At 67.0% G+C, this 23,872-nt stretch carries 19 protein-coding genes; 9 read left to right on the top strand and 10 right to left on the bottom strand.

Annotation, left to right across the window (positions count from 1 at the left end; genetic code table 11):
• Positions 1 to 32: 32 nt before the first annotated feature.
• Positions 33 to 770: a fatty acid desaturase gene (locus EGY25_RS01530; RefSeq protein ID WP_135193298.1), complete on the bottom strand. Its 738-nt coding sequence runs from the start codon at positions 768 to 770 to the stop codon at positions 33 to 35.
• Positions 771 to 849: 79 nt separating this feature from the next.
• Here EGY25_RS01530 and crtY point away from each other — a divergent pair, with 79 nt between their 5' ends.
• Genes crtY through EGY25_RS01515 form a run of 3 tightly spaced genes read left to right on the top strand, consistent with a single transcriptional unit; the run spans position 850 to position 4,438 of the window.
• Complete coding sequence (crtY, locus tag EGY25_RS01525; protein WP_135193297.1) at positions 850 to 2,028, top strand: lycopene beta-cyclase CrtY; 1,179 nt, start codon at positions 850 to 852, stop codon at positions 2,026 to 2,028.
• Positions 2,028 to 3,509, top strand: coding sequence for a phytoene desaturase (locus EGY25_RS01520; protein ID WP_135193296.1), 1,482 nt, complete (start codon positions 2,028 to 2,030; stop codon positions 3,507 to 3,509). Before crtY ends, EGY25_RS01520 begins: the two co-directional genes overlap by 1 nt.
• Positions 3,506 to 4,438, top strand: a complete 933-nt coding sequence (locus tag EGY25_RS01515; protein ID WP_135193295.1) for a phytoene/squalene synthase family protein — start codon at positions 3,506 to 3,508, stop codon at positions 4,436 to 4,438. The genes EGY25_RS01520 and EGY25_RS01515 overlap by 4 nt, the downstream gene beginning before the upstream one ends.
• A gap of 3 nt (positions 4,439 to 4,441) precedes the next feature.
• Here EGY25_RS01515 and EGY25_RS01510 read toward each other — a convergent pair whose 3' ends face one another.
• The 4 genes from EGY25_RS01510 to EGY25_RS01495 form a co-directional block, all read right to left on the bottom strand.
• The gene (locus EGY25_RS01510; RefSeq protein WP_167762448.1) at positions 4,442 to 5,509 is read right to left on the bottom strand and encodes an ABC transporter permease; all 1,068 of its coding nucleotides are present in this window, start codon (positions 5,507 to 5,509) and stop codon (positions 4,442 to 4,444) included.
• Positions 5,506 to 6,423 (bottom strand): ABC transporter ATP-binding protein, encoded by a 918-nt coding sequence (locus EGY25_RS01505; RefSeq protein WP_167762447.1) that lies wholly within the window; start codon positions 6,421 to 6,423, stop codon positions 5,506 to 5,508. The genes EGY25_RS01510 and EGY25_RS01505 overlap by 4 nt, the downstream gene beginning before the upstream one ends.
• Complete coding sequence (locus EGY25_RS01500) at positions 6,413 to 7,309, bottom strand: polyprenyl synthetase family protein (RefSeq protein ID WP_167762446.1); 897 nt, start codon at positions 7,307 to 7,309, stop codon at positions 6,413 to 6,415. The genes EGY25_RS01505 and EGY25_RS01500 overlap by 11 nt, the downstream gene beginning before the upstream one ends.
• Positions 7,310 to 7,451: 142 nt before the next feature.
• Positions 7,452 to 7,937 (bottom strand): sterol desaturase family protein, encoded by a 486-nt coding sequence (locus EGY25_RS01495; protein WP_135193291.1) that lies wholly within the window; start codon positions 7,935 to 7,937, stop codon positions 7,452 to 7,454.
• Between the two features lie 80 nt (positions 7,938 to 8,017).
• On the opposite strand from EGY25_RS01495, the gene EGY25_RS01490 reads away from it, so the two are divergent.
• Positions 8,018 to 8,788 carry a sterol desaturase family protein gene (locus EGY25_RS01490; RefSeq protein WP_245159288.1) on the top strand — a complete coding sequence of 257 codons (771 nt, stop codon included), beginning with the start codon at positions 8,018 to 8,020 and terminating at the stop codon, positions 8,786 to 8,788.
• On the opposite strand, the gene EGY25_RS01485 is transcribed toward EGY25_RS01490, so the two are convergent.
• The 3 genes from EGY25_RS01485 to EGY25_RS01475 are packed head-to-tail and all read right to left on the bottom strand — an operon-like array spanning position 8,751 to position 11,852.
• Positions 8,751 to 9,392, bottom strand: a complete 642-nt coding sequence (locus EGY25_RS01485) for a 2-dehydro-3-deoxy-6-phosphogalactonate aldolase (protein WP_135193289.1) — start codon at positions 9,390 to 9,392, stop codon at positions 8,751 to 8,753. The two genes, EGY25_RS01490 and EGY25_RS01485, sit on opposite strands and share 38 nt — an antisense overlap.
• Positions 9,389 to 10,276 (bottom strand): 2-dehydro-3-deoxygalactonokinase, encoded by an 888-nt coding sequence (locus tag EGY25_RS01480; protein WP_135193288.1) that lies wholly within the window; start codon positions 10,274 to 10,276, stop codon positions 9,389 to 9,391. The genes EGY25_RS01485 and EGY25_RS01480 overlap by 4 nt, the downstream gene beginning before the upstream one ends.
• 1 nt (position 10,277) lies before the next feature.
• Positions 10,278 to 11,852, bottom strand: coding sequence for a sodium/sugar symporter (locus EGY25_RS01475; protein ID WP_135193287.1), 1,575 nt, complete (start codon positions 11,850 to 11,852; stop codon positions 10,278 to 10,280).
• Positions 11,853 to 12,039: 187 nt separating this feature from the next.
• Between EGY25_RS01475 and EGY25_RS01470 the strand changes: the two genes are divergently transcribed.
• The 3 genes from EGY25_RS01470 (at position 12,040) to EGY25_RS01460 (ending at position 15,463) form a co-directional block, all read left to right on the top strand.
• Complete coding sequence (locus tag EGY25_RS01470; RefSeq protein ID WP_135193286.1) at positions 12,040 to 12,813, top strand: IclR family transcriptional regulator; 774 nt, start codon at positions 12,040 to 12,042, stop codon at positions 12,811 to 12,813.
• Positions 12,814 to 12,909: 96 nt separating this feature from the next.
• Positions 12,910 to 13,659: an SDR family NAD(P)-dependent oxidoreductase gene (locus EGY25_RS01465; RefSeq protein ID WP_135193285.1), complete on the top strand. Its 750-nt coding sequence runs from the start codon at positions 12,910 to 12,912 to the stop codon at positions 13,657 to 13,659.
• A 1-nt stretch (position 13,660) separates the two neighbouring features.
• On the top strand, positions 13,661 to 15,463 hold the full coding sequence (locus tag EGY25_RS01460) for an IlvD/Edd family dehydratase (RefSeq protein WP_135193284.1): 1,803 nt from the start codon (positions 13,661 to 13,663) through the stop codon (positions 15,461 to 15,463).
• A gap of 51 nt (positions 15,464 to 15,514) precedes the next feature.
• On the opposite strand, the gene EGY25_RS01455 is transcribed toward EGY25_RS01460, so the two are convergent.
• The gene (locus EGY25_RS01455) at positions 15,515 to 17,497 is read right to left on the bottom strand and encodes a glycoside hydrolase family 97 protein (RefSeq protein ID WP_135193283.1); all 1,983 of its coding nucleotides are present in this window, start codon (positions 17,495 to 17,497) and stop codon (positions 15,515 to 15,517) included.
• Positions 17,494 to 19,026: a tryptophan halogenase family protein gene (locus EGY25_RS01450; RefSeq protein ID WP_135193282.1), complete on the bottom strand. Its 1,533-nt coding sequence runs from the start codon at positions 19,024 to 19,026 to the stop codon at positions 17,494 to 17,496. Before EGY25_RS01450 ends, EGY25_RS01455 begins: the two co-directional genes overlap by 4 nt.
• Positions 19,027 to 19,244: 218 nt before the next feature.
• Between EGY25_RS01450 and EGY25_RS01445 the strand changes: the two genes are divergently transcribed.
• The gene (locus tag EGY25_RS01445) at positions 19,245 to 22,136 is read left to right on the top strand and encodes a TonB-dependent receptor (protein ID WP_135193281.1); all 2,892 of its coding nucleotides are present in this window, start codon (positions 19,245 to 19,247) and stop codon (positions 22,134 to 22,136) included.
• 86 nt (positions 22,137 to 22,222) lie between these two features.
• A complete protein-coding gene (locus EGY25_RS01440) occupies positions 22,223 to 23,872 on the top strand; it encodes a DUF5597 domain-containing protein (RefSeq protein ID WP_245159287.1) in 1,650 nt (549 codons plus the stop codon).

Here is a 23,872-nt window from a genome sequence, read left to right as displayed (position 1 = left end):
GGTCGGGAGATGTTTGTCGAGATACTCGATCTTTATGGCATCGACCGTCGCGACAGTCGCCACCAGGGCTTCCACGGGGTCAGATGGTGCTCGTGGTGGCGGCCGAAGTGGAAGCAGGTCAGCAGGGACAGGACGGGGCCGAACGGGCTGCTGCGGGCGTTGTGGTGGTCGGGGAAGGCGTCGTCGGTGTGGCGGTGGGGCAGCCAGGTGCCGAAGGTGAAGAGCTGGAGCGCCGAGAGCAGGGCTGGCGCGGCCCAGAAGACCAGCAGGTTCGGGACGTGCGCGCCCAAGGCGAAGACGGCGATGCAGACCAGCAGGGTCAGAACGGCCAGCTCGCGCCAACCGAAATAGGTGCGGAAGAAGCCGTAGAACCACGGGACAAAGGCGCGCGGGGCGTCGGCATGGAAGTCGGGATCGTCAGGCGTGCCGGGCGCCGCGTGATGGCTGTGGTGGGCGGTCTTCAGCGGCATGAACCGGAAACCGGCGTAGAGGCCCAGAGCCAGGTTGCCGACCGCGACGTTCAGCCTGGGCCGGCCCGGCGCCAGCGAGCCGTGCATGGCGTCGTGCGCGACGATGAACAGGCCGACGGACAGCCAGGTCTGGGTGGCGACGATCAGCGGGGCGATCAGAACGCTCCACGCCGTCCAGCGGTGAAAATAGACGCCGTAGATGTGCAGAATCAGCCAGGCCGACGCGATCATCCCGGCGAGCGTCAGACCGATCAGGGTCTGGTTCGGGACGATCCGGGGCGCAGGGGAGACGGCGGACATGGCGCGACACTAGCGCACTGTGGGCGAGTAGGCATCCTGTTCGCTTGCCGCATCCGTCGTCGCGTGCCACCTGTCGGGAATGCAGGCCGACGCCTTTGACACCTCCGGGCCTGACCTCCTCCTGATCGGCGGCGGCCTCGCCAACGGTCTGTTGGCGCTGCGCCTGTCGCAGGTTCGGCCCGACCTGGACGTCCGAATCGTCGAGGCGGCCGAGACGCTAGGCGGCGTGCATACCTGGTCCTTCTTCGAAGGCGATCTGACGGCGGCGCAACACGGCTGGATCGACCCCTTGGTCGTGCATCGCTGGCCCGGCTATGCGGTTCGGTTTCCCCAGTTCGAGCGCAATCTCTCCACCGGATACCGCAGCGTGACGGCCGAACGGTTCGCGGCGGTGGTCAGCGCGGCCTTGCCCGGCCGGATCATGCTGGGGGCGCCGGTCGTGTCGCTGTCCGAGACCGAGGCGGTGCTGGCCGACGGTCGGCGGCTGACGGCGAGGGCAGTCATCGACGGGCGAGGGCCGGTCGCCACGCCGGACCTGGCGCTGGGCTTCCAGAAGTTCGTCGGGCTGGAGGTTCGACTGGCGGCGCCGCACGGCCTGACCGCGCCCATCGTCATGGACGCCCGCGTCGATCAGGCGGGAGGGTATCGCTTCCTCTACACCTTGCCGTTCGACGACCGGACCCTGTTGATCGAGGACACCCGCTATACCGACGGCGCCGAGCTGGATCGCGACGTGTTCCGGCAGGGCGTGCGCGACTATGCCGCACAGCAGGGATGGGTCATCGAGACGGTGCTGAGGGAGGAGGACGGCGTCCTGCCCGTGGCCCTGGACGGCGACATCGCCGCGCACCTGACCCGCATGGGGCCGACGGCGTTGAGCGGCCTGCGTGCCGGACTGTTTCATCCGACGACCGGCTATTCCCTGCCGGACGCCGTGCGCCTGGCCGATCATATGGCGGACTGCTTGGCGAAAGATTTCGAAGGCGCGAGCCTGGCCGCCGACATCCGCCGCCATGCGGGCGACGTATGGGCCGGGCGAGGTTTTTATCGGTTGCTGAATCGGATGTTGTTTCGCGCGGCGCGCCCCGAAGAGCGATACAGGGTGCTGGAGCGGTTCTATCGTCTGCCCCAGCCGTTGATCGAACGCTTCTACGCCGCCGGATCCACCCTCGCCGACAAGGCGCGGATCCTGAGCGGAAAACCCCCGGTGCCCCTGGGCGCCGCATTGACCTGTCTGGTCGAAAAAGGACGTGCGTGATGCGGGCTGCAGTGATCGGATCAGGGTTCGGGGGGCTGTCGCTGGCCATACGGCTGCAGTCGGCGGGCATCCAGACCACGGTGTTCGAGGCGCGCGACCTGGCGGGCGGCCGGGCCTATGTCTTCAAGGACAAGGGCTACACCTTCGACGCCGGTCCGACCGTCATCACCGATCCGTCGGCGCTGGAGGAGCTGTTCGAAGCCAGCGGGCGCAAGCTGTCGGACTATGTCGAACTGCTGCCGGTCGCGCCCTTCTATCGGCTGTGCTGGGAAGACGGGGACGTGTTCGATTACGTCAACGACCAGGACGAGCTGGATCGCCAGATCGTGGCGCGCAATCCGGCGGACAAGGAGGGCTATCGCAAGTTCCTGGCCTATTCCGAGGACCTGCTGAAGGAAGGCTATCTGAAGCTGGGGGCCGTGCCGTTCCTCGACTTCGCCAGCATGATCAAGGCGGCGCCCGAACTGATGCGGCTTCAGGCCTGGCGGTCGGTCTATGACAAGGTGGCCAGCTTCATTCAGGACGAGCACCTGCGCCAGGCCTTCAGCTTCCACTCCCTGCTGGTCGGCGGCAATCCGTTCGCGACCTCGTCGATCTATGCGCTGATCCATGCGCTGGAGCGGCGCTGGGGCGTGTGGTTCCCGCGTGGCGGCACCGGCGCCCTGATCCAGGCCATGGTCCGCCTGCTTGAGGACCTGGGCGGCGAAGTCAGGCTGAACAGTCCGGTCGAACGGATCACGATGGCGAACGGCCGTGCGACCGGCGTGGTCGTGGGCGGCGAGACCCTGGCCTTCGACATGGTCGCCTCCAACGCCGACGTGGTCCACACCTATCAGCGCCTGCTGGGCCAGGAGCCGCGCGGTCAGAAGGAGGGCGCCAAGCTGGCGTCGCGCCGCCATTCCATGTCGCTGTTCGTCATCTATTTCGGCCTGAAGCGCGTCCACCCGGAGATCCGCCACCACACGGTGCTGTTCGGGCCGCGCTATCGCGAGCTGATCGCCGAAATCTTCAAGGGGCCGGACCTGCCCGACGACTTCTCGCTGTATCTGCACGCGCCGACGCGGACCGATCCGTCCCTGGCGCCCGAGGGTTGCGACGCCTTCTATGTGCTGGCCCCCGTGCCGCATCTGGCCTCCGCCGACATCGACTGGGAGGTCGAGGGGCCGCGCTATCGCGATCGGATCCTGGCCTATCTGGAGGAGCGCTACATCCCCGGCCTGACGGCGGACCTCGACACCTGCCGCATCTTCACGCCCGTCGATTTCCGCGACCAGCTGAACGCGCACCAGGGCTCGGCCTTCTCGCTGGAGCCGATTCTGACCCAGAGCGCCTGGTTCCGGGTGCACAATCGCGACGACCAGATCCCGAACCTGTATTTCGTCGGCGCCGGCACCCATCCGGGCGCGGGCGTGCCCGGCGTGGTCGGCTCGGCCAAGGCCACGGCCGCCCTGATGATCGAAGACGCGAGGCAGCCGGCATGACCGACGCCGTCCTGGACCACAGCCGCCAGGCGATGGAGCAGGGCTCCAAGAGCTTCGCCGCCGCCGCGCGCCTGTTCCCGGCGGCGATCCGCGACGACGCCTGGATGCTCTATTCCTGGTGCAGACACTGCGACGACGAGATCGACGGCCAGGTTTTGGGCCACGGCGCGGTCGGTATCGACCCTGTCCTGGCCAGTGAAAAGCTGGTCGAATTGCGCGCCCGCACGGCGGCGGCCCTGGCCGGAGAGCCGCAGACCGACCCGGTCTTCACCGCCTTCCAGCGCGTGGCGGATCGTCATTCCATCCCGGCCGAGGAGGCGATGGACCTGTTGCACGGGTTCGAGATGGATGTGGTCGGACGGCGTTACGACACGCTGGAGGACACGCTGGACTATGCCTATCACGTGGCCGGCGTGGTCGGTGTGATGATGGCCCGGATCATGGGGGTCGAGGACGCACCCACCCTGCGCCGCGCCCAGGACCTGGGGCTGGCCTTCCAGCTGACGAACATCGCGCGCGACGTGGTCGAGGATGCGAAGGGCGGGCGGGTCTATCTGCCGGGCGCCTGGCTGGACGAGGCCGGGGTGCCGCGCGATCAGGTCGATCAGCCCCAGCACCGCGCCGCCGTCGCCCGCACGGCCCAGCGCCTGGTCGCGGCGGCCGAACCCTTCTACGCCTCGTCCCGGTGGGGCTTGCGCGATCTCAACCCGCGTTCGGCCTGGGCCATCGCCACGGCGCGCGGCGTCTATCGGTCGATCGGTCGCCATGTCTCGCGCGCCGGGCCGGCGGCCTGGGACGGTCGGACCTCGGTCGACAAGGCGGGCAAGCTGATGCTGTTGGGCCGCGGCGGTCTGATCGCCCTGTGGTGCAAGACGCTGGACGCCTGGCGCGAACCGCCGCCGCGTCCGGCCCTGTGGACCCACGTCTGAAGATCAGCGAGCGGCGCGACGCCGTTCCAGAACGAGCGATACTCCCAGCCCCGCCGCGCCTAGGGCCGCCAGAACCGCCCAGCCGGCGACGACGCCCGGCGCGAACTCGGCTCGCCAAACCACGGCCTGATAGACCTCGATGGCCCAGGCGTGAGGCGTGATCCAGCCCAGGGCGCGGAAGGCCTCGGGCATCAGGAAGCGGGGCGCCATCGAGCCGCCCAGCGCGGCCAGCAGCAGAACGACGAAGGTTGTCAGGGGTTGGGCCTGTTCGCGCGATCGACAGGCCGCCGTCAGCGCCAGGGCCAGGCCCGCCGCCGAAAACCCGACCAGAACCGCCGTCACGGCCCCCGCCGCCGCCTGCCATGGTGCGAGGTCGGGCAGTTTCGCCCAGGCCGCAACGAAGACGGCGGCCGACTGCATCACCCCCACGACCGTCAGCCACCCCGCACGTCCGGCCAGGATCGGCGCCAGGCCGCCCCTCGCCAGGGCCAGCCGCGCCTGAAGCCCCGAACGCCGCTCGTCCAGTCCGCCCATGGCGCCATGCATGGCGGCGAAGAAGACGAACATGACGCTGACCGCCCCGGCGTAATAGGCGGCCTGGACATCGCCGCGCGGACCGACCTGCACCGTTGCGACGCGCGCGGTGGGTGGCGCGACCTGGCCCGCCAACGCCGCCGCCATCGGCTCCAGCCGCGCCTGAATCGCGGCTGCCGCCACGTCACGACCGGCGGCGGACACCACCACGACCTGGGGCGGGCGTCCGGCCGAGGGACGGATCAGGATGCCGGCGTCCGCGCGACCGTCGATGACGGCGCGCTCCAGCTCGCCCGCATCCTCGACCGTGCGCAGCCGGGCGCCCATGTCGCGCGCCAGGGCGTCTTGCATCGCCGCCGTCGCCGGGGTGCGCGCCGCATCGTGCATGACCACGGCCGTGTCGATCTCGCCCCGCGCCCCCGCGCCGAAGATGGCCGCGAACAGCAGATAGACCAGGGGCGGCAACAGCAGCGTCAGCACCACCCCGGCCCGGTCGCGCCAGAACCCCCTGGCCCAGGCGCCCGCTACGGCCATCATGACGACGCCCCCGACAGATGCGCGACCAGATCGTCCAGCCCCGGCCGGCGAACCGCCACCTCGCCCCCCTCGCCATCGACCACGGCGGCCAGCATCTGGGCGACGGCGAGCGCATCGTCGCAGAGGCGACGCCATTCCAGCCTGTCGTCAGCCTGGGTCAATCCGGCCTGAGCGAACCATTGTGCGGCGGCCTCCGAGGCCGGTCGTGTCAGACGAATGCTGAGCAGTCGCGCCGCGCCGAAGGCTTGGTGCAACAGGGCGTTCGGCGGCCCTTCCGCCAATAGTCGACCCCGGGCCAGCACGCCGATCCGGTCGGCCGTATCGGACACGAAGACCGCGTCGTGGCTGATCAACAGGCAGCCGGCGCCCGCCTTGACCGTCTCGCGCAGGGCGGCGGACAGGACGCCGCGCGTGCCGGCGTCCACCCCTTCCGTCGGTTCGTCCGCGATCAGCAGTCGGGGCTGTCCCACCAGGGCGGCGCTCAGGTTCGCGCGCCGTCGCCAGCCGCCGGACAGGGTGCGCACCGGCTGATCCGCGCGCGGGCCGCAGCCAGTCAGATCGAGGGCGCGGTCCACCGCCGCGCGGCGGTCGTCGCGCGCGACGCCGCAAAGCCGCGCCGTCACCTCGACATTCTCGCGCGGCGACAAGGCGGGAAACAGGGCGCTGTCCTGGGGCGCCAAACCGATGCGGGCGCGTGTCTGGGTTCCATCGCCCACCGCCACACGGCCCCGGCGCACGGGCAGCAGTCCGCAGGCGACGCGCGCCACGGTGGACTTGCCCGCGCCGTTCGCGCCCAGCAGGGCATAGACCTCGCCCGCATTCAGGGTCAGGCTGAAATCCCGCAGCACCGGCCGGCCGTCATAGCCAGCCTCTACTCGGTCCAGGACCAGCGCCGGCGCGACGCTAGATCCCAAGATCGGCCTGCTGGAAGAGATCGCGGACATAGAGGGTCAGGGGGCTGTCGTGGCCGACCGCCTCGGCCGCCCTGGACAGGGACTGGCGCACCGCCGCGCGGACCCGCCCTTCGCCCCACAGATCGACGAAGGTGGTCGTGTCCTGGTCCTGGCCCACGTCCTTGCCGACGGCGCTGGTGGTCGAACAGGCGTCCAGCAGATCGTCATAGAGCTGGAAGGCGAAACCGACCGACTCGCCGAAGGCCGACAGCCGGGCCAGGTCGTCGGCGTCGCCCCCGCCCAGCAGGCCGCCGCCGCGCACCGTCGCCACGAACAGGGCGCCGGTCTTCAGGTCGTTGATCTGACGCAGGGCCACGGCGTCCCGCTCCTGCGCGTCGTCGCGCAGGTCGCGCATCTGCCCCTCGGCCAGACCGTCGAATCCCACGGCCTGCGTCAAGAGGTCCAGGGTGGCCACCCGCGTCTCGGCCGGCAGTCGGCTTTGCAGAATCAGTCGGGTGGACTGGTTGAGCAGGGCCACGGCCGCCAGCACGGCCGCATCCTCGCCGTGGCGGCGATGCAGCGTCGGCTGCCCCCGCCGCAGGACCGCGTCGTCCATACAGGGCAGGTCGTCCAGCACCAGCGACGCCGCATGGACCATCTCCAGCGCGCAGCCGTAATCCAGCGCATCGTCGGGACGCCCGCCCACATGGGCCGCCGCCAGCATGGCCAGCACCGGCCGGACCCGTTTGCCCTGTCCCAGCAAGGCCTCGCGCGCCGCCAGCGACAGCAGGCTGTCCGGCGACGGCGCCAGTTCGGTCAGGCGTGACTGCACCCGCAGACGCAGGTCGTCGGGCGCGCAAGGTTCGCATGCCACAGGCGGCTGGGGCCTCGCGCCGACGATCGCCATACAGGTCTCCTGGTGTCGCCGACCGTCGCGTTGCGACGACGATCCGAACCGTTGTGATCGCATACGGCATCACGACCGCGTCGGATGCAAGCCGCCGTCGCCGTGTTTCCCGGTCAGGCGATACTCAAGAAAACCGGCCGGCTCAGGCGCCGCTGCTGGAAGAGCCGCGCTTCTGGGTAAGTTCGGCCTTCAGCGCCCGCGCCGACCGTACCCACAGAAAGCCGAACGAGACGCAGCCGTCTTTCGTGCGCACGGCATGGTGCAGCCGGTGGGCCTGGATGCGTCGCGTCCAGAAGCCTGACCGGCCTTCGACGCCGGTTGGGAATCGCCGATGCACCAGTCCGTCGTGGAAGTAGAAATAGATCATCCCATAGGCCGTCACGCCCAGACCGATCGGCAGGGCCCAGGCCCAGACGTGCAGGCCCAGCGCGATCAGAATGATCGCCGGCGCCGCGAACACCACGGCGAACAGATCGTTCTTTTCCAGGACATCATCGTGCGGTTCGTGGTGGCTGCGGTGCCAGTCCCACAGCAGGCCATGCATGACGTAGCGATGCATGGCCCAGGCGAAGACCTCCATCCCGAAGACGGTCACAAGGAACAGCAGGATCATCACCGGCAAGGACATGATCGCATCATAGGCGGTTTGAACGGCGCCCGCCACGACTTGACCCGGACATATGTTTGGCCGTCTGTGCGCCCATGTTGATGGACCTGCTCGTCACGACCCTCGCGCTCAGCCTGATCATTGGCGTGCGTTATCTGCTGGTCGGCGTCACGACCCACTGGTTGCTGTGGGCCGGGCCGGGGCGGGGGCGTCAGTTGAACCACAAGGCGCCGGCCGTAAAACGCATCCGGGCCGAAATCATCGCCTCCCTGATTTCCTGCCCGATCTACGCCCTGCCGGCCGCCCTGGTGCTGGAGGCGTGGAAACGGGGCGGGACGGCGATCTATGGCGATGTGCACGCCTGGCCGCTGTGGTGGCTGCCGGTCAGCTTCGTCGTCTATATGCTGGCCCACGACGCCTTCTACTATTGGGTCCATCGGGGGCTGCATCACCCGCGCATCTTTGCCTGGGCCCATGCCGAACACCATCGGTCGCGCGACCCCAGCGCCTTCGCCTCCTTCGCCTTCGACCCGGCCGAGGCCGTCGCCACCGCCTGGTTCCTGCCGGCCCTGGCCCTGTTCGTGCCGATCCACTGGGGCGTCGCTCTGGCCCTGTTGACCCTGATGACCGCCACGGCCGTGTTGAACCACGCCGGCCGCGAGGTCTGGCCCGCGTCCTGGCTGAGCCGCGCGCCCCTAAGCTGGTTCATCACCGCCACCCACCACGACGCCCATCACAAGCGTTTCAACGGCAACTACGGCCTCTATTTCCAGATGTGGGACCGCTGGGCCTCGACCGAGGTGTCGAGCCAGCGCAAGGGCGGCGAAGAAGCGATTACGCCTGCGTCGTCTGCGCCGCGTTCCAGGCCGTAACGAACTGGGCCGCTTGACGGCCGACCTCATCGGCCGACTGGCCCGGCTTGAAGACGGCCGAGCCGATGCCGAAGCCCGAGGCGCCGGCGCCCAGCCAGTCGGCCATGCTGTCGGGATCGACGCCGCCGACCGGATAGACGCGCACAGCGGCGGGCAGGACGGCGCGGACGGCCTTCAATCCCCTCGGACCGGCGATTTCGGCGGGGAACAGTTTCAACGCATCGGCGCCGGCGTCCAGGGCGGCAAAGGCTTCGGACGGGGTGAAGAAGCCGGGCAGGGACAGCAGGCCCAGGGTCTTGGTCTCGCGGATCACGTCGGTGTCGGTGTTGGGCGAGATAATCAGCTGGCCGCCGGCCTCGGCGACCTCGCGGGCCGCCGCGACGTTCAGCACCGTGCCCGCCCCGACTAGGGCGCGGCCGTCCAGCGCCTGGCGCAGGCGGCGGATGCTCTCCAGCGGCTCGGGCGAGTTCAGCGGCACTTCCAGACAGCGGAAACCGGCGGCGACGATGGCCTCGCCCACATCCACGGCTTCGTCCGGCGTCAGCCCGCGCAGGATGGCGATCAGGGGCAGGGCGTCCAGGCTTTCGATGGAAACTGGGATCATCGGGATACAGCCTCGTGAATGCGCCACAGACCCTTGGCCGTGGCGGCGGCGCCGTCCGCGATGCGAACGTCGTGGAAACCGCCCAGCGCCAAGGCGGCGGCATAGCGGCGACACAGCGCTTCGGCGCCGATCAGGATGACGGGGCGGTGGTTCGCATCGACTTGGGCCGCGACCTCGGCCCCGATCAACAGGCCCGACAGATAGTCGGCCGACGACGCGGGCGAAAGGCGTCCGGCCAGGCCCTCGACCCGCACCGAGAACAGGGCGGCGGTGACGGGGGGATCGCGCAAGGCCCGCTGCACCCCGGCCGCGAACGCCTCGTCGTCCACGCCGGGATCACCCATGTCGGCGCCCAGGATCGTGCCCTTGCGGATGGCGGCGAACAGCTCGCCGGTCATGAAGGTGCGAAAGCCCGTGATCCGGCCGCCCGCGGTGCGGATCCATTTGCTGTGGGTGCCGGGGCCGACGACCACCGCGTCGTCCTGCACGTCTAGGCCAAAGACCTGAGTTTCCTCGCCACGCACCACGTCCTGCAGGAAGCCGTCCTCGAACACAGCGACGCCAGGCACGATGGAGACGTGGGGCGCGTCGTCAGGGCTGGCCACGGCGCTCGCCAAGTCCGCGACGCCGGCCGGGCAGGGCAGATAGGCCATCTCGCGCCACCGACCGCGCGCTCCGGCCATGCCGCTGACCAGGACTGGCAGGCCTTGCGTCAGCCAGTCGCCGGCGACCTCCTGAAGCACGCTGTGAAAATGGTCCGGCGCCAGACCGCCCGCGCCGCGCGGGTCGGAGCGGCTGTCGAGCACCGCGCCGCCCTCGGCGATCCGCATGACGCGCAGATTGCTGGTGCCCCAATCGACGCCGATCAGACGCGTGTCGCTCACCTCACCACCAGATCGAATAGACCAGGATCAGGAAGGCGATCACGCCGACCCCGGCCAGGTTGAAGCCCAGCGAGGTCTTGTAGCTGATCTTGTCCAGCTTGATCTTCATGGCGTCGGGCTTGGCGGGGACCAGCAGGGACACGACCACGGCGGCGATCAGCGAGACGACGAAGACGACCGCGACCCGGTTCATGAAGGGGAAGATGAACTGACCGGTCTCCTGCAGCCACCAGAAGACGGCCGACAGCACCACCGAGCCGATGGCGGCGGTCAGGGCTCCGGCTTCGGACGCGCGTTTCCAGAACAGGCCCAGCATGAAGATGACCACGATGCCGGGGGTGAAGAAGCCGGTGAACTCCTGGATGAACTGGAAGGCCTGATCGAACCCGCCCAACAGTGGGCGTGCGGTCAGGATGCCGATGATCACGGCGACCACGGCGGCGATGCGGCCGACCGTGACCAGCTGATGCTCGGGCGTGTCCTTCCTGATCTTGGCGTAGAGGTCCAGGGTGAAGATGGTCGAGATCGAGTTCACCTTGGACGCCAGGGACGCGATGATGGCGGCGATCAAGGCGGCGAACACCAGACCCTTCAGACCCACCGGCAGCAGGTTCATCATCGTCGGATAGGCCTGGTCCGGCGCCGACAGGTTCGGAGCCAGGATCAGGGCGGCCATGCCCGGCAGGACCACGATCACCGGCATCAACAGCTTCAGATAGGCGGCGAAGGCGATGCCCTTCTGCGCTTCCGGCAGCGACTTGGCGGCCAGGGCGCGCTGGATGATGTACTGGTTGAAGCCCCAATAGCTGATGTTCATGACCCACAGCCCACCCAGCAGAACGGCGATGCCCGGCAGCTCCTGATAGTGTGGGCTGTCCTTGGACAGGATCATGTCGAACTTGTCCGGGAACTCGGTCAGCAGGGTCTGGAAGCCGGCGATTGCGCCGCCAGCGCCGCCGATGGTCGACAGGGCGATGAAACCGATGATCAGGCCGCCGCAGACCAGCAGGGCCACCTGCACGATGTCGGTCAGGGCCACGGCCTTCAGACCGCCCCACAGCTGATAGGCCAGGGCGAAGACGCCGATGGCGACGATGGCGTAATCCTGATTGAAGCCGGTCACGGTGTGGACGGCGATGGCGCCCAGCCACAGGATCGAGGTCACGTTGACGAAGACGTAGAGCAGCAGCCAGAACACGGCCATCACGTTGCGGATCGTCGGCCCGTACCGCTGCTGCAGGAACTGCGGCATGGTGACGATCTCGTTGCGCAGGAAGATCGGCAGGAAGAACTTGCCCACGATCAGCAGGGTCAGCGCCGCCATCCATTCGTACGACGCGATGCCCAGGCCGATCACATAGCCAGACCCGCTCATGCCGATGATCTGTTCGGCCGAGATGTTGGCCGCGATCAACGAGGCGCCGATGGCCCACCAGGGCAGACTCTTGGACGCCATGAAATAGTCGGTGGAGGTCTTCTGCTCGCCCTTCTTGGTGCGCGAGACCCACTGGGCCAGGCCGAAGATGAAGACGGCGTAGATCGCCAGGATCGCCAGATCGATGCCCGCAAGCGACATGGTGCATTCCCCCACATGGCCCTTTGGTTCGGGCTCGGGCAGAAGCCTAGGTTAGGCGTCAGTCTGTCGCAACGGCTTTTTATATGTGCGTAGCGATTTCACCCGCGATAATGTAATCTCACTTGCGTCGCAGGCTTCACCGAGGCGAGCGCCGCCGTTAGCCTATGGACCTCGCCACAGGATTCCCATGACCGACCAAGATCCGACCGACGACCGCAAATATCGCGCCCCCGCCCTCGAAAAGGGCCTGGACGTGCTGGAGCTGCTGTCGTCCCAGGGCGAGGCTATGACGCCGTCGCAGATGTCGGTCACCCTGGGTCGGTCTGTCAGCGAACTGTTCCGCATGATCCAGGTGCTGGAGTTTCGCGGCTATATCGAACAGTCGTCGGACGGTTATCGCCTGACCAACCGCCTGTTCACCTTGGGCATGACCCAGGCGCCGATCAAGTCGCTGGTGGACGTCGCCATGCCGGCGATGCGGGATCTGGCGTCCAGCACCATGCAGTCCTGCCACCTGGTCGTGCCGTCGGGCGACCAGATCGTGGTCATCGCCCGGATCGAAAGCCCTGGCGACCTCGGCTATTCGGTGCGGATCGGCTATCGGCGCAGCATTCTGCACGCCACCTCGGGCCTGATGTTCTATTCGCGGGCCAACGAGCGGGCGCGGGCGCATCTGCACGAGACGCTGGCCGCGCAGTTCGACCGGTCGGAGGTGGAGGCGTTTGCTCAACGCGCTCTGGCGATGACCCAGGGCGATTACGTCGAGCGGGCCAGCGATTTCGTAAAGGGCGTCACGGACTTGGTGGCCCCGATCATGGGGTCGGACGGCGTCATCGCCACCCTGATCACCCCTTTCATCGAACAGGCGCCGATGGCCTGCACAAAGGACGAGGCGACGACGCTGCTGGTGCGAACCGCCGCGGTCATCTCGGATCAGATGGGCGCTGTCTCCCAAGCCTGAGCGACGAAGATATTTTTGTTGACGGCAATAGTTTTCATTTGTGAAAAGACGTGAGGCCGCGCAGACGGTCGTTTGTCGTCGGGAAAGCGCTTGTCCATGGCCGCCATCTATTCGGACCTCAAGGGTAGGACGGTCGTCGTCACAGGCGGCGCGGGCGGCATAGGCGAGAGCATCGTCCGAGCCTTTCATGCTCAAGGCGCCAAGGTCGGTTTTCTCGACATCGACACCGCGCGCGGAACGAAATTACAGGCCGAACTGGGCGAGGGGGCGCGGTTCGTCGCCTGCGACCTGACCGACATTCCGGCCCTGAAGGCGGCGATCGCCACGGTGCGCGACGCCTTCGGTCCTATCGAAGTCCTGGTCAACAACGCCGCCCATGACGAGCGTCACGCGACGCTGGAGGTGACCGAAGACTACTGGGACGGCCGCATGGCCGTGAACCTGAAGCACCAGTTCTTCGCCGCCCAGGCCGTGCTGCCGGACATGCAGGCGACGGGCAAGGGCGCCATCGTCAACCTGGGTTCGACCTCCTGGGTCATCGGCCAGGGCGGCATGGCCGCCTATACGGCGTCCAAATCGGCGGTGATCGGCCTGACCCGTTCGCTGGCCCGCGACTTCGGCCCCTTCGGCATCCGCGTGAACGCGGTCGCTCCCGGCTGGATCATGACCGAGCGCCAGCTGGCGCTGTGGGTCACGCCGGAAACCGACGAATACATCAATGAAAACCAGTGCCTGAAGCGCCGGCTCGTGCCCGACGACATCGCCAAGGTGGTCGTCTTCATGTGCTCGGACGAAGCCGGGGCCATCACCAATCAACACTATGTCGTCGACGGCGGCTGGACCTGAAATGACCGATACCTCGAAGCCCAAGAAGACGCTCCGCAGCCGCGCCTGGTTCGACAACCCGGAAAACCCGGACATGACGGCGCTCTATCTGGAGCGCTACCTGAACTACGGCCTGACGCGCAAAGAGCTGCAGTCGGACAAGCCGATCATCGGCATCGCCCAGACCGGCTCGGACCTGTCGCCGTGCAACCGCCACCATCTTGTCCTTGCCGAGCGCGTGCGCGAAGGCATCCGCGAGGCGGGCGGCATCGCCATGGAGTTCCCGGTTCATCCGATCCAGGAAACCGGCAAGCGGCCGACGGCGGGCCTGGACCGCAATCTGGCCTATCTGGGTCTGGTCGAAAGCCTTTACGGCTATCCGCTGGACGGCGTCGTGCTGACCATCGGCTGCGACAAGACCACGCCCGCCTGTCTGATGGCGGCGGCGACCGTGGACATCCCCGCCATCGCCCTGTCGGTCGGCCCCATGCTGAACGGCTGGCACAAGGGCGAGCGTACCGGCTCGGGCACGATCATCTGGAAGGCGCGCCAGATGATGGCGGCGGGCGAGATCGACTATGACGGCTTCATCGAACTGGTGGCCTCTTCCGCGCCTTCGGTCGGCTATTGCAACACCATGGGCACGGCGACGACGATGAATTCGCTGGCCGAAGCCCTGGGCATGTCGCTGCCCGGCTCGGCCGCCATTCCGGCCCCGTATCGCGAGCGTGCCCAGGTCGCCTATCAGACCGGCCTGCGGATCGTCGAGATGGTGCGCGAAGACCTGAAACCGTCGGACATCCTGACCAAGGAAGCCTTCCACAACGCCATCGTCGTCAACTCGGCCATCGGCGGCTCGACCAACGCCCCGATCCACCTGACGGCGCTGGCCCGCCACGCCCACGTCGATGTGCCTTTGCAGGACTGGCAGACGCAAGGGCTGCACGTGCCGCTGCTGGTCAACCTCCAGCCCGCCGGAGACTATCTGGGCGAAGATTACTTCCATGCCGGCGGCGTGCCCGCCGTCATGGCCGAGCTGATGAAACAGGGACTGATCAACGAGGACGCCCTGACCGTCACCGGCAAGTCCATCGGCGAGAACTGCAAGGGCGCCGAGATCGTCCTGCCCGACGTCATCAAGAGCTTCGACGCCCCGATGAAGACCGACGCCGGCTTCGTCGTCTTCACCGGCAACCTGTTCAACTCGGCCATCATGAAGCTGAGCGTGATCAGCCCCGAGTTCCGCGAGCGCTATCTGTCCAACCCGGACGACCTGAACGCCTTCGAAGGCCCTGCCGTCGTGTTCGACGGGCCTGAGGACTATCACCACCGCATCGACGACGAGAGCCTCGGCATCACCGAACAGACCCTGCTGTTTATGCGCGGCGCAGGCCCCATCGGCTATCCGGGTGCGGCAGAGGTCGTGAACATGCGGCCGCCGTCCTACCTGATCAAGAAGGGCGTCAGCGCCCTGGCCTGTATCGGCGACGGGCGTCAGTCCGGCACCTCCGGCTCGCCCTCGATCCTGAACGCCTCGCCGGAAGCGGCGGCGGGCGGCAACATCGCCCTGCTGAAGACCGGCGACCGGGTGCGCATCGACCTGAACACCGGCCGCGCCGACATTCTGATCTCCGACGAGGAACTGGCCGAGCGTCGCAAGGCGTTCGAGGCGGCGGGCGGCTACAAATACCCCGCCTCCCAGACCCCGTGGCAGGAGATGCAGCGCGCGGTGGTCGGCCAGCTGGAAACCGGCGCCGTGCTGGAACCGGCCATCAAATACCACCGCATCATCGACCAGTTCGGCCTGCCGCGCGACAACCACTAAGGCCTGACGAACGACAGGGAAGGGCGGCGTGAGCCGCCCCTTTTTTTAACGTCAGCGCGGCGTGATCCGGATCGCCGCCCCGCCGCTAGGCTTCAACGCCAGGCTCAGGGTCGTCCCCGCCTCGACCGCCTGGGTCGAGATCGCCGTCCGGTTCGGCGCGTCGCCGTCGGCGTAGATGGTCGCCGTGAACCGTCCACGTCCCAGGAAGTCCAGCGGCAGGCTGACCGTTCGGCCCTCGGCGTCGGTCATGGCCCCAACATACCAGTCGCGACCCTTGCGACGGGCCAGCACGATCGACTGTCCGATCTCGCCGGCGATGAACCGCGTCTCGTCCCATGTCGTCGGAACCTGAGCGATGAAGGCCGTCTCCTGCTGGCCGGCATAGGCGTTGGGCGTATCGGCGACCGTTTGCAGCGGGCTTTCATAGACGACGAACATCGCCAGCCCATGCGCCCGCGTCGTCATCACCGTCGGCAGCAGGAACCGGTAGCGGAAGGTCTCCGGCGTCTGGTTGTCGAAACCGCCGGGCGTATAGTCCATCGGCCCCAGCAGCATGCGCGTATAGGCCAGGGTGACGTTGTGTTCGGCCGTGATCCGGCTGGACCATTTGTTGTTCTCGGCCCCCAGCACCCCCTCCTGGGTGACGAAGTTCGGATAGGTCCGCGTCAGACCCGTCGGGTGGAAGGCGCCGTGCAGATTGACCATCAGCCGATGCTGCGCCGCCCGCTCCAGCAGCCGGTGATACCAGTCGACCATCTGTTGGTCGTCGCGGTCCATGAAATCGACCTTGATCCCGGCGATCCCCCAGGCCTGGTATTGGTCCAGGGCGGCGTCGAACTGGGCGTCCAGCGCCTTCCAGTTCAGCCACAGAAACAGACCGACGCCTTTGGACCGGCCATAGGCGACCAGGCCAGGGATATCGATCTCGGGCACGGTCTGGGTCACGTCCACGCCGGGACGCACCACGCCGCCGCCACCCGAACCGCGATACCAGCCTTCGTCGATGGTCACGTATTGCAGGCCGTTGGCCGCCGCGAAGTCGATGAAGGCCTTGAAGGTGGCGGTGTTCATGCCGCTGTCCGGCACGGCCGCGATCTTGCCGCCGTTCCACCAGTCCCAGGCCGACTTGCCCGGCTTGACCCAGGACGCGTCGAAGGCGGCCGGTTCGCTCAGGTCGGTGATCATTGTGGATTCGATCAGATCGCCCGCATGGTCGCCGACCATGACCACCCGCCACGGGGTCTCCAGATCCTGTCCGATCCGCGCCGTCGCCACGACGGCGGGGGCGCTGGTCGGAGCGTCGAGACGCGGGGCCAGTTTGGCCTGGACCCCCAGGCCGCCGTCGCCACGTCCGGCCAGATAAAGGCCCGGATAGTTCTTCAGGTCCGCCTCGGCGATGGCGAAGGTCGGGCCGCCCGCGACGGTCTCGCACACCAAGGGCGCGTCATAGGCGTTGTATTCGCGAATGTGCGACGCGGAGATGGGATCGAACTCGCCCTCGTGGCTTGAGTTGAACCGGCCCAGGTTCACGCCCCAGCAGTCGTAATCGGCGGGGAAGGCGAACTGGGTGTTCTCGGACACCACCCCCATCGGCGCGTCCGACCCGGCCGGCACGCGATAGCGGAAGGCGACGCCGTCGTCATAGGCGCGCAGCACGACCTGCATCGCCGGCCTGCCGTCGCCGGCCGGTGCGCTCAGCGTCATCTCGCGCCAGTCCGAGCGGACATGCGACGCGCGTCCCAGCAAGGCGTAGTCGTCCACGCCCTCGCGCACCGGCGCGGCGACGAACGTCTCGTTCGCCCCCACCGTCACCCGGTTTTCCAGCGTCAGGCCAATATCCGACGGTGCGATCACCGCGCGACCATCGCGCAAGACCGACAGGGCCGGTTTGCCGCCAACGGTCTCGACCCGGATGCTCAGTCGGCCATCGGGCGAGTTCAGTTGCGCCGGATCGGCCTGCGCGAACGAAGAGGCGGTCGTCGCCAGAACGGCCAGGGCCGCGCCGCACAGCAGCCGGGCGAGGGAGGGGGTCATGCAGGCTCCTTCGCTGCGAGGCTGTCCGCGCGGCAGTGCTTGTCGATGAATTGCTGGTGCGTCGGCATGGCCGCGACGCCGCTCTGGATGACGTTGCGAATTTGGGCCAGGCGGGCAGTCATCTGGGGCGCTGGCGTCTGGTCGGCCATCGGGTCGTGGCCCTGCGGCATGATCCCTTGCCCCAGCATGACGGCGACCCAGCTGGTGTGGGCGAACAGGTCCTCATTGCGCCCCATCACCCGCCCGCGTGAGCGGAACAGGTCGATCCGCTCCTTCAGGCTGTCTGGGATGTCGGTCGCCCGCACATGTCGCCAGAACTCCGAATCGTCCCGCTCGCCGGCGTGGTAGTGCAGGATGATGAAGTCGCGGGCGTGCTCGTATTCCTCGCGCATCAGGGCGTTGTATTTGTCGATGTCCGCCTGATCGAACCGCTTGTCCGGGAACAGCGACATCAGGGTCGTCACACCGCTCTGCACCAGGTGGATGCTGGTGGATTCCAGGGGCTCCAGGAACCCGGACGCCAGGCCCAGCGATACGACATTCTTGTTCCACGCCTTCTTGCGGCGCCCGGTCACGAACCGCAGCGGTCGTGGATCGCCCAGCGGCTTGCCGTCCAGATTGGCCAACAGGGTGTCGCGCGCCGCCTCCTCGGTGGTGAAGGCGCTGGCATAGACGTGGCCGTTTCCGGTCCGGTGCTGCAGCTGAATCCGCCACTGCCATCCGGCGTCGTGCGCCGTGGAGCGGGTAAACAGGGTCGGCGCCCCCACCGCCTCGCACGGCACGGCCAGCGCCCTGTCCATCGGCAGCCAGTGCGACCAGTCCTCGTATCCGGTCTTCAGCGCCTGTTCGATCAGCAGACCCCGGAACCCCGAGCAATCGATGAACAGGTCGCCCTTGACCCGCCGGCCGTCGTCCAGCACCACGGCCTCTACGAAACCGGTCTCGGCGTTCAACGCGACATCGACGATCTTGGCCTCGATCCGGTTGACGCCACGCGCCGTCGCCAGCTCGCGCAGGAAGCCGCCATACAGGCTGGCGTCGAAATGATAGGCGTAGGCCATGCGTGAATGGACGTGACGGGGGTCTTCGGCGGTGCGCACGAACCGCCCGGCCTTCATCGCCATGATCGGCAGGGAATAGGCGTCGATCAGCCCCACGCCCGCCTGATCGCGCAGTCTCAGCCAGTGCTGGTGGAACGGCAGCCCCTCCAGGTCGGCGCCATAGGTGCCGAACGGATGGACATACTCGTGGCCCAGCAGACCCCAGTTTCGGAACTGGATGCCCAGCTTGTAGGTGGCCTGGGTGCGGCGAACGAATTCGTTCTCGTCGATGCCCAGCAGGCGGTTCAACGTCAGGATCGGCGGGATCGTGGCCTCTCCGACCCCGACCGTGCCGATCTCGGCCGATTCGATCAGATCGATCTGCGCATAGTCCGGTGCGAGGTTCTTTGAGATGACGGCGGCCGCCATCCAGCCTGCGGTGCCGCCGCCGACAATGACGATCCGTCCGATCTTCTGGTCTTGCCGCATGGTGGTTCTTCCCTGTCCTGAACGCCTGATGCGATACGCCGCCGCATCAGTGTCGTCCTAAAAATGGTAGCGCTATCGAAAACTGTTTTCTTTCTGTGAAACTTGTTGCATCCTTGAAATCGGGTCAAGCGGAACGCAGGCCCGGTTGTCTTGGGAGAGATGCTCGTCAATGCGCCTTCAGAGCGCGTCGTGCATCACAGGGAAGGGAAAAGAGACGCATGTCTCGCATCACACGCGCCAACCGCTTCGCACTGCTGTGCGGTGCGTCGATTCTAACATTGTCGTCTCTGGCTGCGCCGTCCCTCGCCGTGGCGCAGGTCGCGCCGCCGCCCGCGACGACCACAGATGATGACCCGTCCACCGAAGTCGGCGAAGTCGTCGTCACCGGACTGCGCGCCAGCCTGGCTTCGGCCCAGTCGATCAAGAAGAACTCCGAGCAGTTCGTCGACTCCATCACCGCCGTCGACATCGGCCGCCTGCCGGACGTCAACGTCGCCGAGGCGCTGCAACGCGTTTCGGGCATTCAGATCACCCGCAACTATGGCGAAGGCTCGGGCATCGCGATTCGCGGCCTGACCAACGTCCGTTCCGAACTGAACGGGCGCGATATCTTCAGCGCCAGCGGCGGTCGCGGTCTCAGCTGGGAAGAAGTCGGCTCCGACCTGCTGGGCGGCGTCGATGTCTACAAGAACCCGTCGGCCGAGATGATCGAAGGCGGTCTGGGCGGCACCATCAATCTGAAGACCCGTCTGCCGTTCGACGCGCCGGGCCATGTGCTGTCGGCCAGCGCGGCCTACACCCATTACGATCTCGCCAACGACGACGGCTACAACGCCTCCTTCCTGGCCAGCGACCGCTGGCAGACCGCCGCCGGCGAGTTCGGCGCCCTGTTGAACATGTCCTATGGCGAGACCTCGTTCCGCCAGGACCTGGATGTGGTCGAACCCTATCTGGTCCGCACCGACGTGCCCGGCTTCACTGGTCAGCAGGTCGCCGTGCCAAACGGCGGCGGCTTCAAGGTCGGCTTCGGCGACCGCGAGCGTTTCAGCGCGGCCCTGGCCCTGCAATGGCGTCCGAATGATCGGACCGAATTCTACCTGCAGGCCCTGCGCACCGACTACACCTTCCACGACAACGGCCTGTCCTTCTTCGCCTATGGCGGAAACGGCGTGCCGCTGGACCTGGCGCCGGGCGCGGCCTTCACGGTCGAGGACGGCATCGCCACCTCGGGTTCTTTCGTCAATCCAGGCGTCGACGGCGTCACCTTCGCTACGACGCGCCAGACGGACACGACCGACATCTCCATCGGCGGCAAGTGGCGCCCGACGGATCGGCTCCAGATCAGCGCTGACCTGCAGTACATCAACTCCAAGGTTGATCAGCAGACGATGAACCTGACGGCCAGCGTCCTGACCAACACTTCGGGACCACTCGACGGCGCGGGTAATCCCCTGTTTCCCGGCAACTATGTTTTCAACTTCGACACCCGTCCTTCGATCCCTGAGTTTTCCGCCTCCGACGGTTACTACAGCGACATCAACAACTACGGCCTGACCGCCGTCCTGCCCTATGCCGAACTGAACGACGCCGAGAGCTGGGCCGGTCGCGCCGATATGCGTTGGGACTTCGAGGAGGGTGGCTTCTTCAAGGACTTCCGCGCCGGCGTTCGCGTGACGGATCGCACCGCCGTCAACCGCTCGACCACCTACGGCACCTGGACCGCCATCGGCACGACCTGCGCCAACTGGTCCAGCCCGTCCGGCTGTTTCCGCCTGGCCGACTTCCCGCAGGTCGCCGAACAGTTCCCGTTCCGCAACAGCTTCCTGAACGGCGAAGGCCAGAACGTCTTCGGCGACGTCTGGATGTTCGGTCTGCGCCAGGTCGGAAACCCGCAGTCGGTGTTCGACTTCCTGAACAGCGCGCCGTTCAACCAGAACATCGGCTTCCGGTCGTTCGACGATCCGGCAGCCCAGGTCTCCAACGTGTCGGAAACCACCTACGCGACCTACGGCGTGGTGCGCTTCGCCTCCAGCCTGTTCGGCAAGAACTGGGACGGCAACCTCGGCGTCCGCATCGTCAAGACGGAGTCGGCTTCCGACGGCTTCCAGACGATCAACTACCGTGATCCGTCATACACCCCGGGCGTCCCTGGCTCGGCCCCGACCGCCCTGTCGATCGTCACGCCGATCGTCGGCGGCAACAAATACACCAACATCCTGCCCAGCCTGAATCTGCGGATGTTCCTGACGGATCAGTTGCAGCTGCGCTTCGCCGCATCGCGCAACCTGGCGCGCCCGGACTTCGGCCAGCTGAACGCCAGCTTCAACATCAGCCCCAACTACGGGACCAATGCGGGTGAAGTCATTCCGCAAGGCGTCGGACAGGGCACCGCTACAGGCAACCCGTTCCTGGATCCGCAGACCGTGGATGCGCTGGACATCGCCGCGGAATGGTATTTCGCGCCGACCGGCTTCGTCTACATCACGGCCTTCAAGAAGGACATCAAGGACCTGTTCTTCAACGAGTCCGGTATCGAGAACTACGACCTGTTGTTCGCCGACGGATCCGTGGCCTTCCCGCAGGTGCCCTTCAACATCTCGCGGCTGAACAACGTCGATGAAGGCACGCTGGAAGGGTTCGAGGTCGGCGGTCAGCGCTTCTTCGACTTCCTGCCGTCGCCGTTCGACGGACTGGGCATACAGGCCAACTATACCTTCATCGACTCGAACGCGGCGACCGTCGCGGCCAACGCCCAGACGGGCGGCACGGCGATCTCGGTGCCGATCGCGGGCCTGTCCAAGAACAGCTACAACCTGGTCGCCCTGTACGAAAAATACGGCTTCAACGCCCGTCTCGCCTACAACTGGCGCGACGACTATCTGCAGACCACGCAAGGCGTCGGCACGGGCCAGCTGCCGATCTTCGGCAAGGCTTACGGAGTGCTCGACGGGTCGATCAGCTACGACTTCAGTCCGGCTCTGGCGATCACCTTCGATGCGCAGAACATCCTGAACCAGGAGTTCCAGACGTATCAGATCACCGAAAACCGCTATCGCGATTATCAGGTCGATGACCGTCGCTTCAGCGTACGACTCCGCTTCCGCTACTGAAGCCGAGACGACTGACCTAACCTAGACCGGGCGTCGCCGTCAGCGGCGACGCCCGATTTCGTTTCGGGACAACGCAAGGGATGCCCATGACCCGCAACCGCATGCTCAAGGCCTGCACGGCCGGCCTGGCCATCGCCGCAACGCTCGCCGCCGCCGGCGCCGCCTTCGCCGCCGAGCCCATCCCCCAGTTCGTGACGCGCGACGGCCGTCATGCCCTGATGGTGGACGGCGCGCCCTTCACCATCCTAGGCGGACAGGTCAACAACTCGTCCAACTATCCCGCGCCTCTGGCTCAGGCTTGGCCGGCGCTACGCTACATGGGCGCCAATACGGTCCAGATCCCCCTCGGCTGGGAACAGATCGAACCGGAGGAGGGGCGTTTCGACTTCTCCTTCGTCGATCACGCCATCGAACAGGCCCGCGCCAACGACATGCGCGTCGTCTTCCTGTGGTTCGCCACCTGGAAGAACACGGCCCCCGCCTATGCCCCCGCCTGGGTCAAGCTGAACCCCGAACGCTTCCCGCACCTGATCGAGAAAAGCGGCAAGGAAAGCTACGCCCTGTCGCCCTATGGCGCCGAGACGATGGCCTCCGACGCCCGCGCCTTCGCCGCCCTGATGCGCCACATCCGCCAGGTGGACGAGCGCGAACGCACCGTCATCATGGTCCAGCCCGAGAACGAGGTCGGCACCTACGGCCCCGTGCGCGACTATTCTCCCGCCGCCCGCGCCGCCTTCGACGGCCCTGTGCCCCAGGCCCTGCTGGATCGCACCGGCAAGGCGCCCGGAACCTGGTCCGCCGTCTTCGGCAAGGATGCGGACGAGTTCTTCCACGCCTGGTCCATCGGCAGTTACGTCAACACCGTCGCCGCCGCCGGCAAGGCCGAATACCCGTTGCCCATGTACGTCAACGCCGCCCTGCGCGACCCGACGAACGATCAGGACCCGGCGACATACGCCTCTGGCGGCCCCACCTGGAACGTGATCGAGGTCTGGCAGGCCGCGGCCCCTTCCATCGATTTCCTGTCCCCTGACATCTACACGCGCAAGTCGGGCGAATACGAAGCCCATCTGGATCGCTACACCCGCCCCGACAACGCCCTGTTCGTCGCCGAGACCGGCAGCGACACCCAGTATGCCCGTTATCTGATGGAGACCCTGGGGCGCGGAGGCATCGGCTTCTCGCCCTTCGGCATCGATTACACCGGCTATTCCAACTATCCGCTGGGCGCCAAGGAGATCACCGAGAAGACGCTGGAGCCCTTCCGCGATCTCTATCGCCTGATCGGCCCGTGGCAGCGGACCTGGGCGCGTCTGGCCTTCGAAGGCAGGGTCTGGGGCGCCGCCGAGCCGGACGACCGCAAGCCCGAGGTGATCGACCTGGGCGACTGGACCGCCACCTCCGGCTATCAGCGCTGGCAGTTCGGCACGACCAACCAGCCCATCGATCCCAATGACGTGCCCGCCGCCTCGGCCCAGCCCAACGGCGCCATCGCCATCGCCGAGATCGAGCCGGGTCAGTTCATCCTGGCCGGCCACCGCATCCGCATCGACTTCGCCGCCAAGCCTTCGACCGACGGCAAACGCCGCATGGTCCTGCGCGTCGAGGAAGGCCATTTCGACGACGCCGGCAAATGGGTGTTCGAACGCATCTGGAACGGCGATCAGGTCGACTACGGCCTGAACTTCTCCACCGACAGACCGCAGCTGCTGCGCGTCGTCACGGCCACCTACTGA

This window comes from Brevundimonas intermedia (assembly GCF_004614235.1).
Taxonomy (GTDB): domain Bacteria; phylum Pseudomonadota; class Alphaproteobacteria; order Caulobacterales; family Caulobacteraceae; genus Brevundimonas; species Brevundimonas intermedia_A.
Note: the sequence above shows the minus strand (reverse complement) of the source record. Positions and strands in the feature narration are given on the sequence as shown.

Excerpts from the sequence above, each read along its gene's own strand:
- EGY25_RS01530 (WP_135193298.1), bottom strand. The coding sequence starts at position 770 with ATGTCCGCCGTCTCCCCTGCGCCCCGGATCGTCCCGAACCAGACCCTG.
- crtY (WP_135193297.1), top strand. The coding sequence starts at position 850 with ATGCAGGCCGACGCCTTTGACACCTCCGGGCCTGACCTCCTCCTGATC.
- EGY25_RS01520 (WP_135193296.1), top strand. The coding sequence starts at position 2,028 with ATGCGGGCTGCAGTGATCGGATCAGGGTTCGGGGGGCTGTCGCTGGCC.
- EGY25_RS01515 (WP_135193295.1), top strand. The coding sequence starts at position 3,506 with ATGACCGACGCCGTCCTGGACCACAGCCGCCAGGCGATGGAGCAGGGC.
- EGY25_RS01510 (WP_167762448.1), bottom strand. The coding sequence starts at position 5,509 with ATGATGGCCGTAGCGGGCGCCTGGGCCAGGGGGTTCTGGCGCGACCGG.
- EGY25_RS01500 (WP_167762446.1), bottom strand. The coding sequence starts at position 7,309 with ATGGCGATCGTCGGCGCGAGGCCCCAGCCGCCTGTGGCATGCGAACCT.
- EGY25_RS01495 (WP_135193291.1), bottom strand. The coding sequence starts at position 7,937 with ATGTCCTTGCCGGTGATGATCCTGCTGTTCCTTGTGACCGTCTTCGGG.
- EGY25_RS01490 (WP_245159288.1), top strand. The coding sequence starts at position 8,018 with ATGGACCTGCTCGTCACGACCCTCGCGCTCAGCCTGATCATTGGCGTG.
- EGY25_RS01485 (WP_135193289.1), bottom strand. The coding sequence starts at position 9,392 with ATGATCCCAGTTTCCATCGAAAGCCTGGACGCCCTGCCCCTGATCGCC.
- EGY25_RS01475 (WP_135193287.1), bottom strand. The coding sequence starts at position 11,852 with ATGTCGCTTGCGGGCATCGATCTGGCGATCCTGGCGATCTACGCCGTC.
- EGY25_RS01470 (WP_135193286.1), top strand. The coding sequence starts at position 12,040 with ATGACCGACCAAGATCCGACCGACGACCGCAAATATCGCGCCCCCGCC.
- EGY25_RS01465 (WP_135193285.1), top strand. The coding sequence starts at position 12,910 with ATGGCCGCCATCTATTCGGACCTCAAGGGTAGGACGGTCGTCGTCACA.
- EGY25_RS01460 (WP_135193284.1), top strand. The coding sequence starts at position 13,661 with ATGACCGATACCTCGAAGCCCAAGAAGACGCTCCGCAGCCGCGCCTGG.
- EGY25_RS01455 (WP_135193283.1), bottom strand. The coding sequence starts at position 17,497 with ATGACCCCCTCCCTCGCCCGGCTGCTGTGCGGCGCGGCCCTGGCCGTT.
- EGY25_RS01450 (WP_135193282.1), bottom strand. The coding sequence starts at position 19,026 with ATGCGGCAAGACCAGAAGATCGGACGGATCGTCATTGTCGGCGGCGGC.
- EGY25_RS01445 (WP_135193281.1), top strand. The coding sequence starts at position 19,245 with ATGTCTCGCATCACACGCGCCAACCGCTTCGCACTGCTGTGCGGTGCG.
- EGY25_RS01440 (WP_245159287.1), top strand. The coding sequence starts at position 22,223 with ATGACCCGCAACCGCATGCTCAAGGCCTGCACGGCCGGCCTGGCCATC.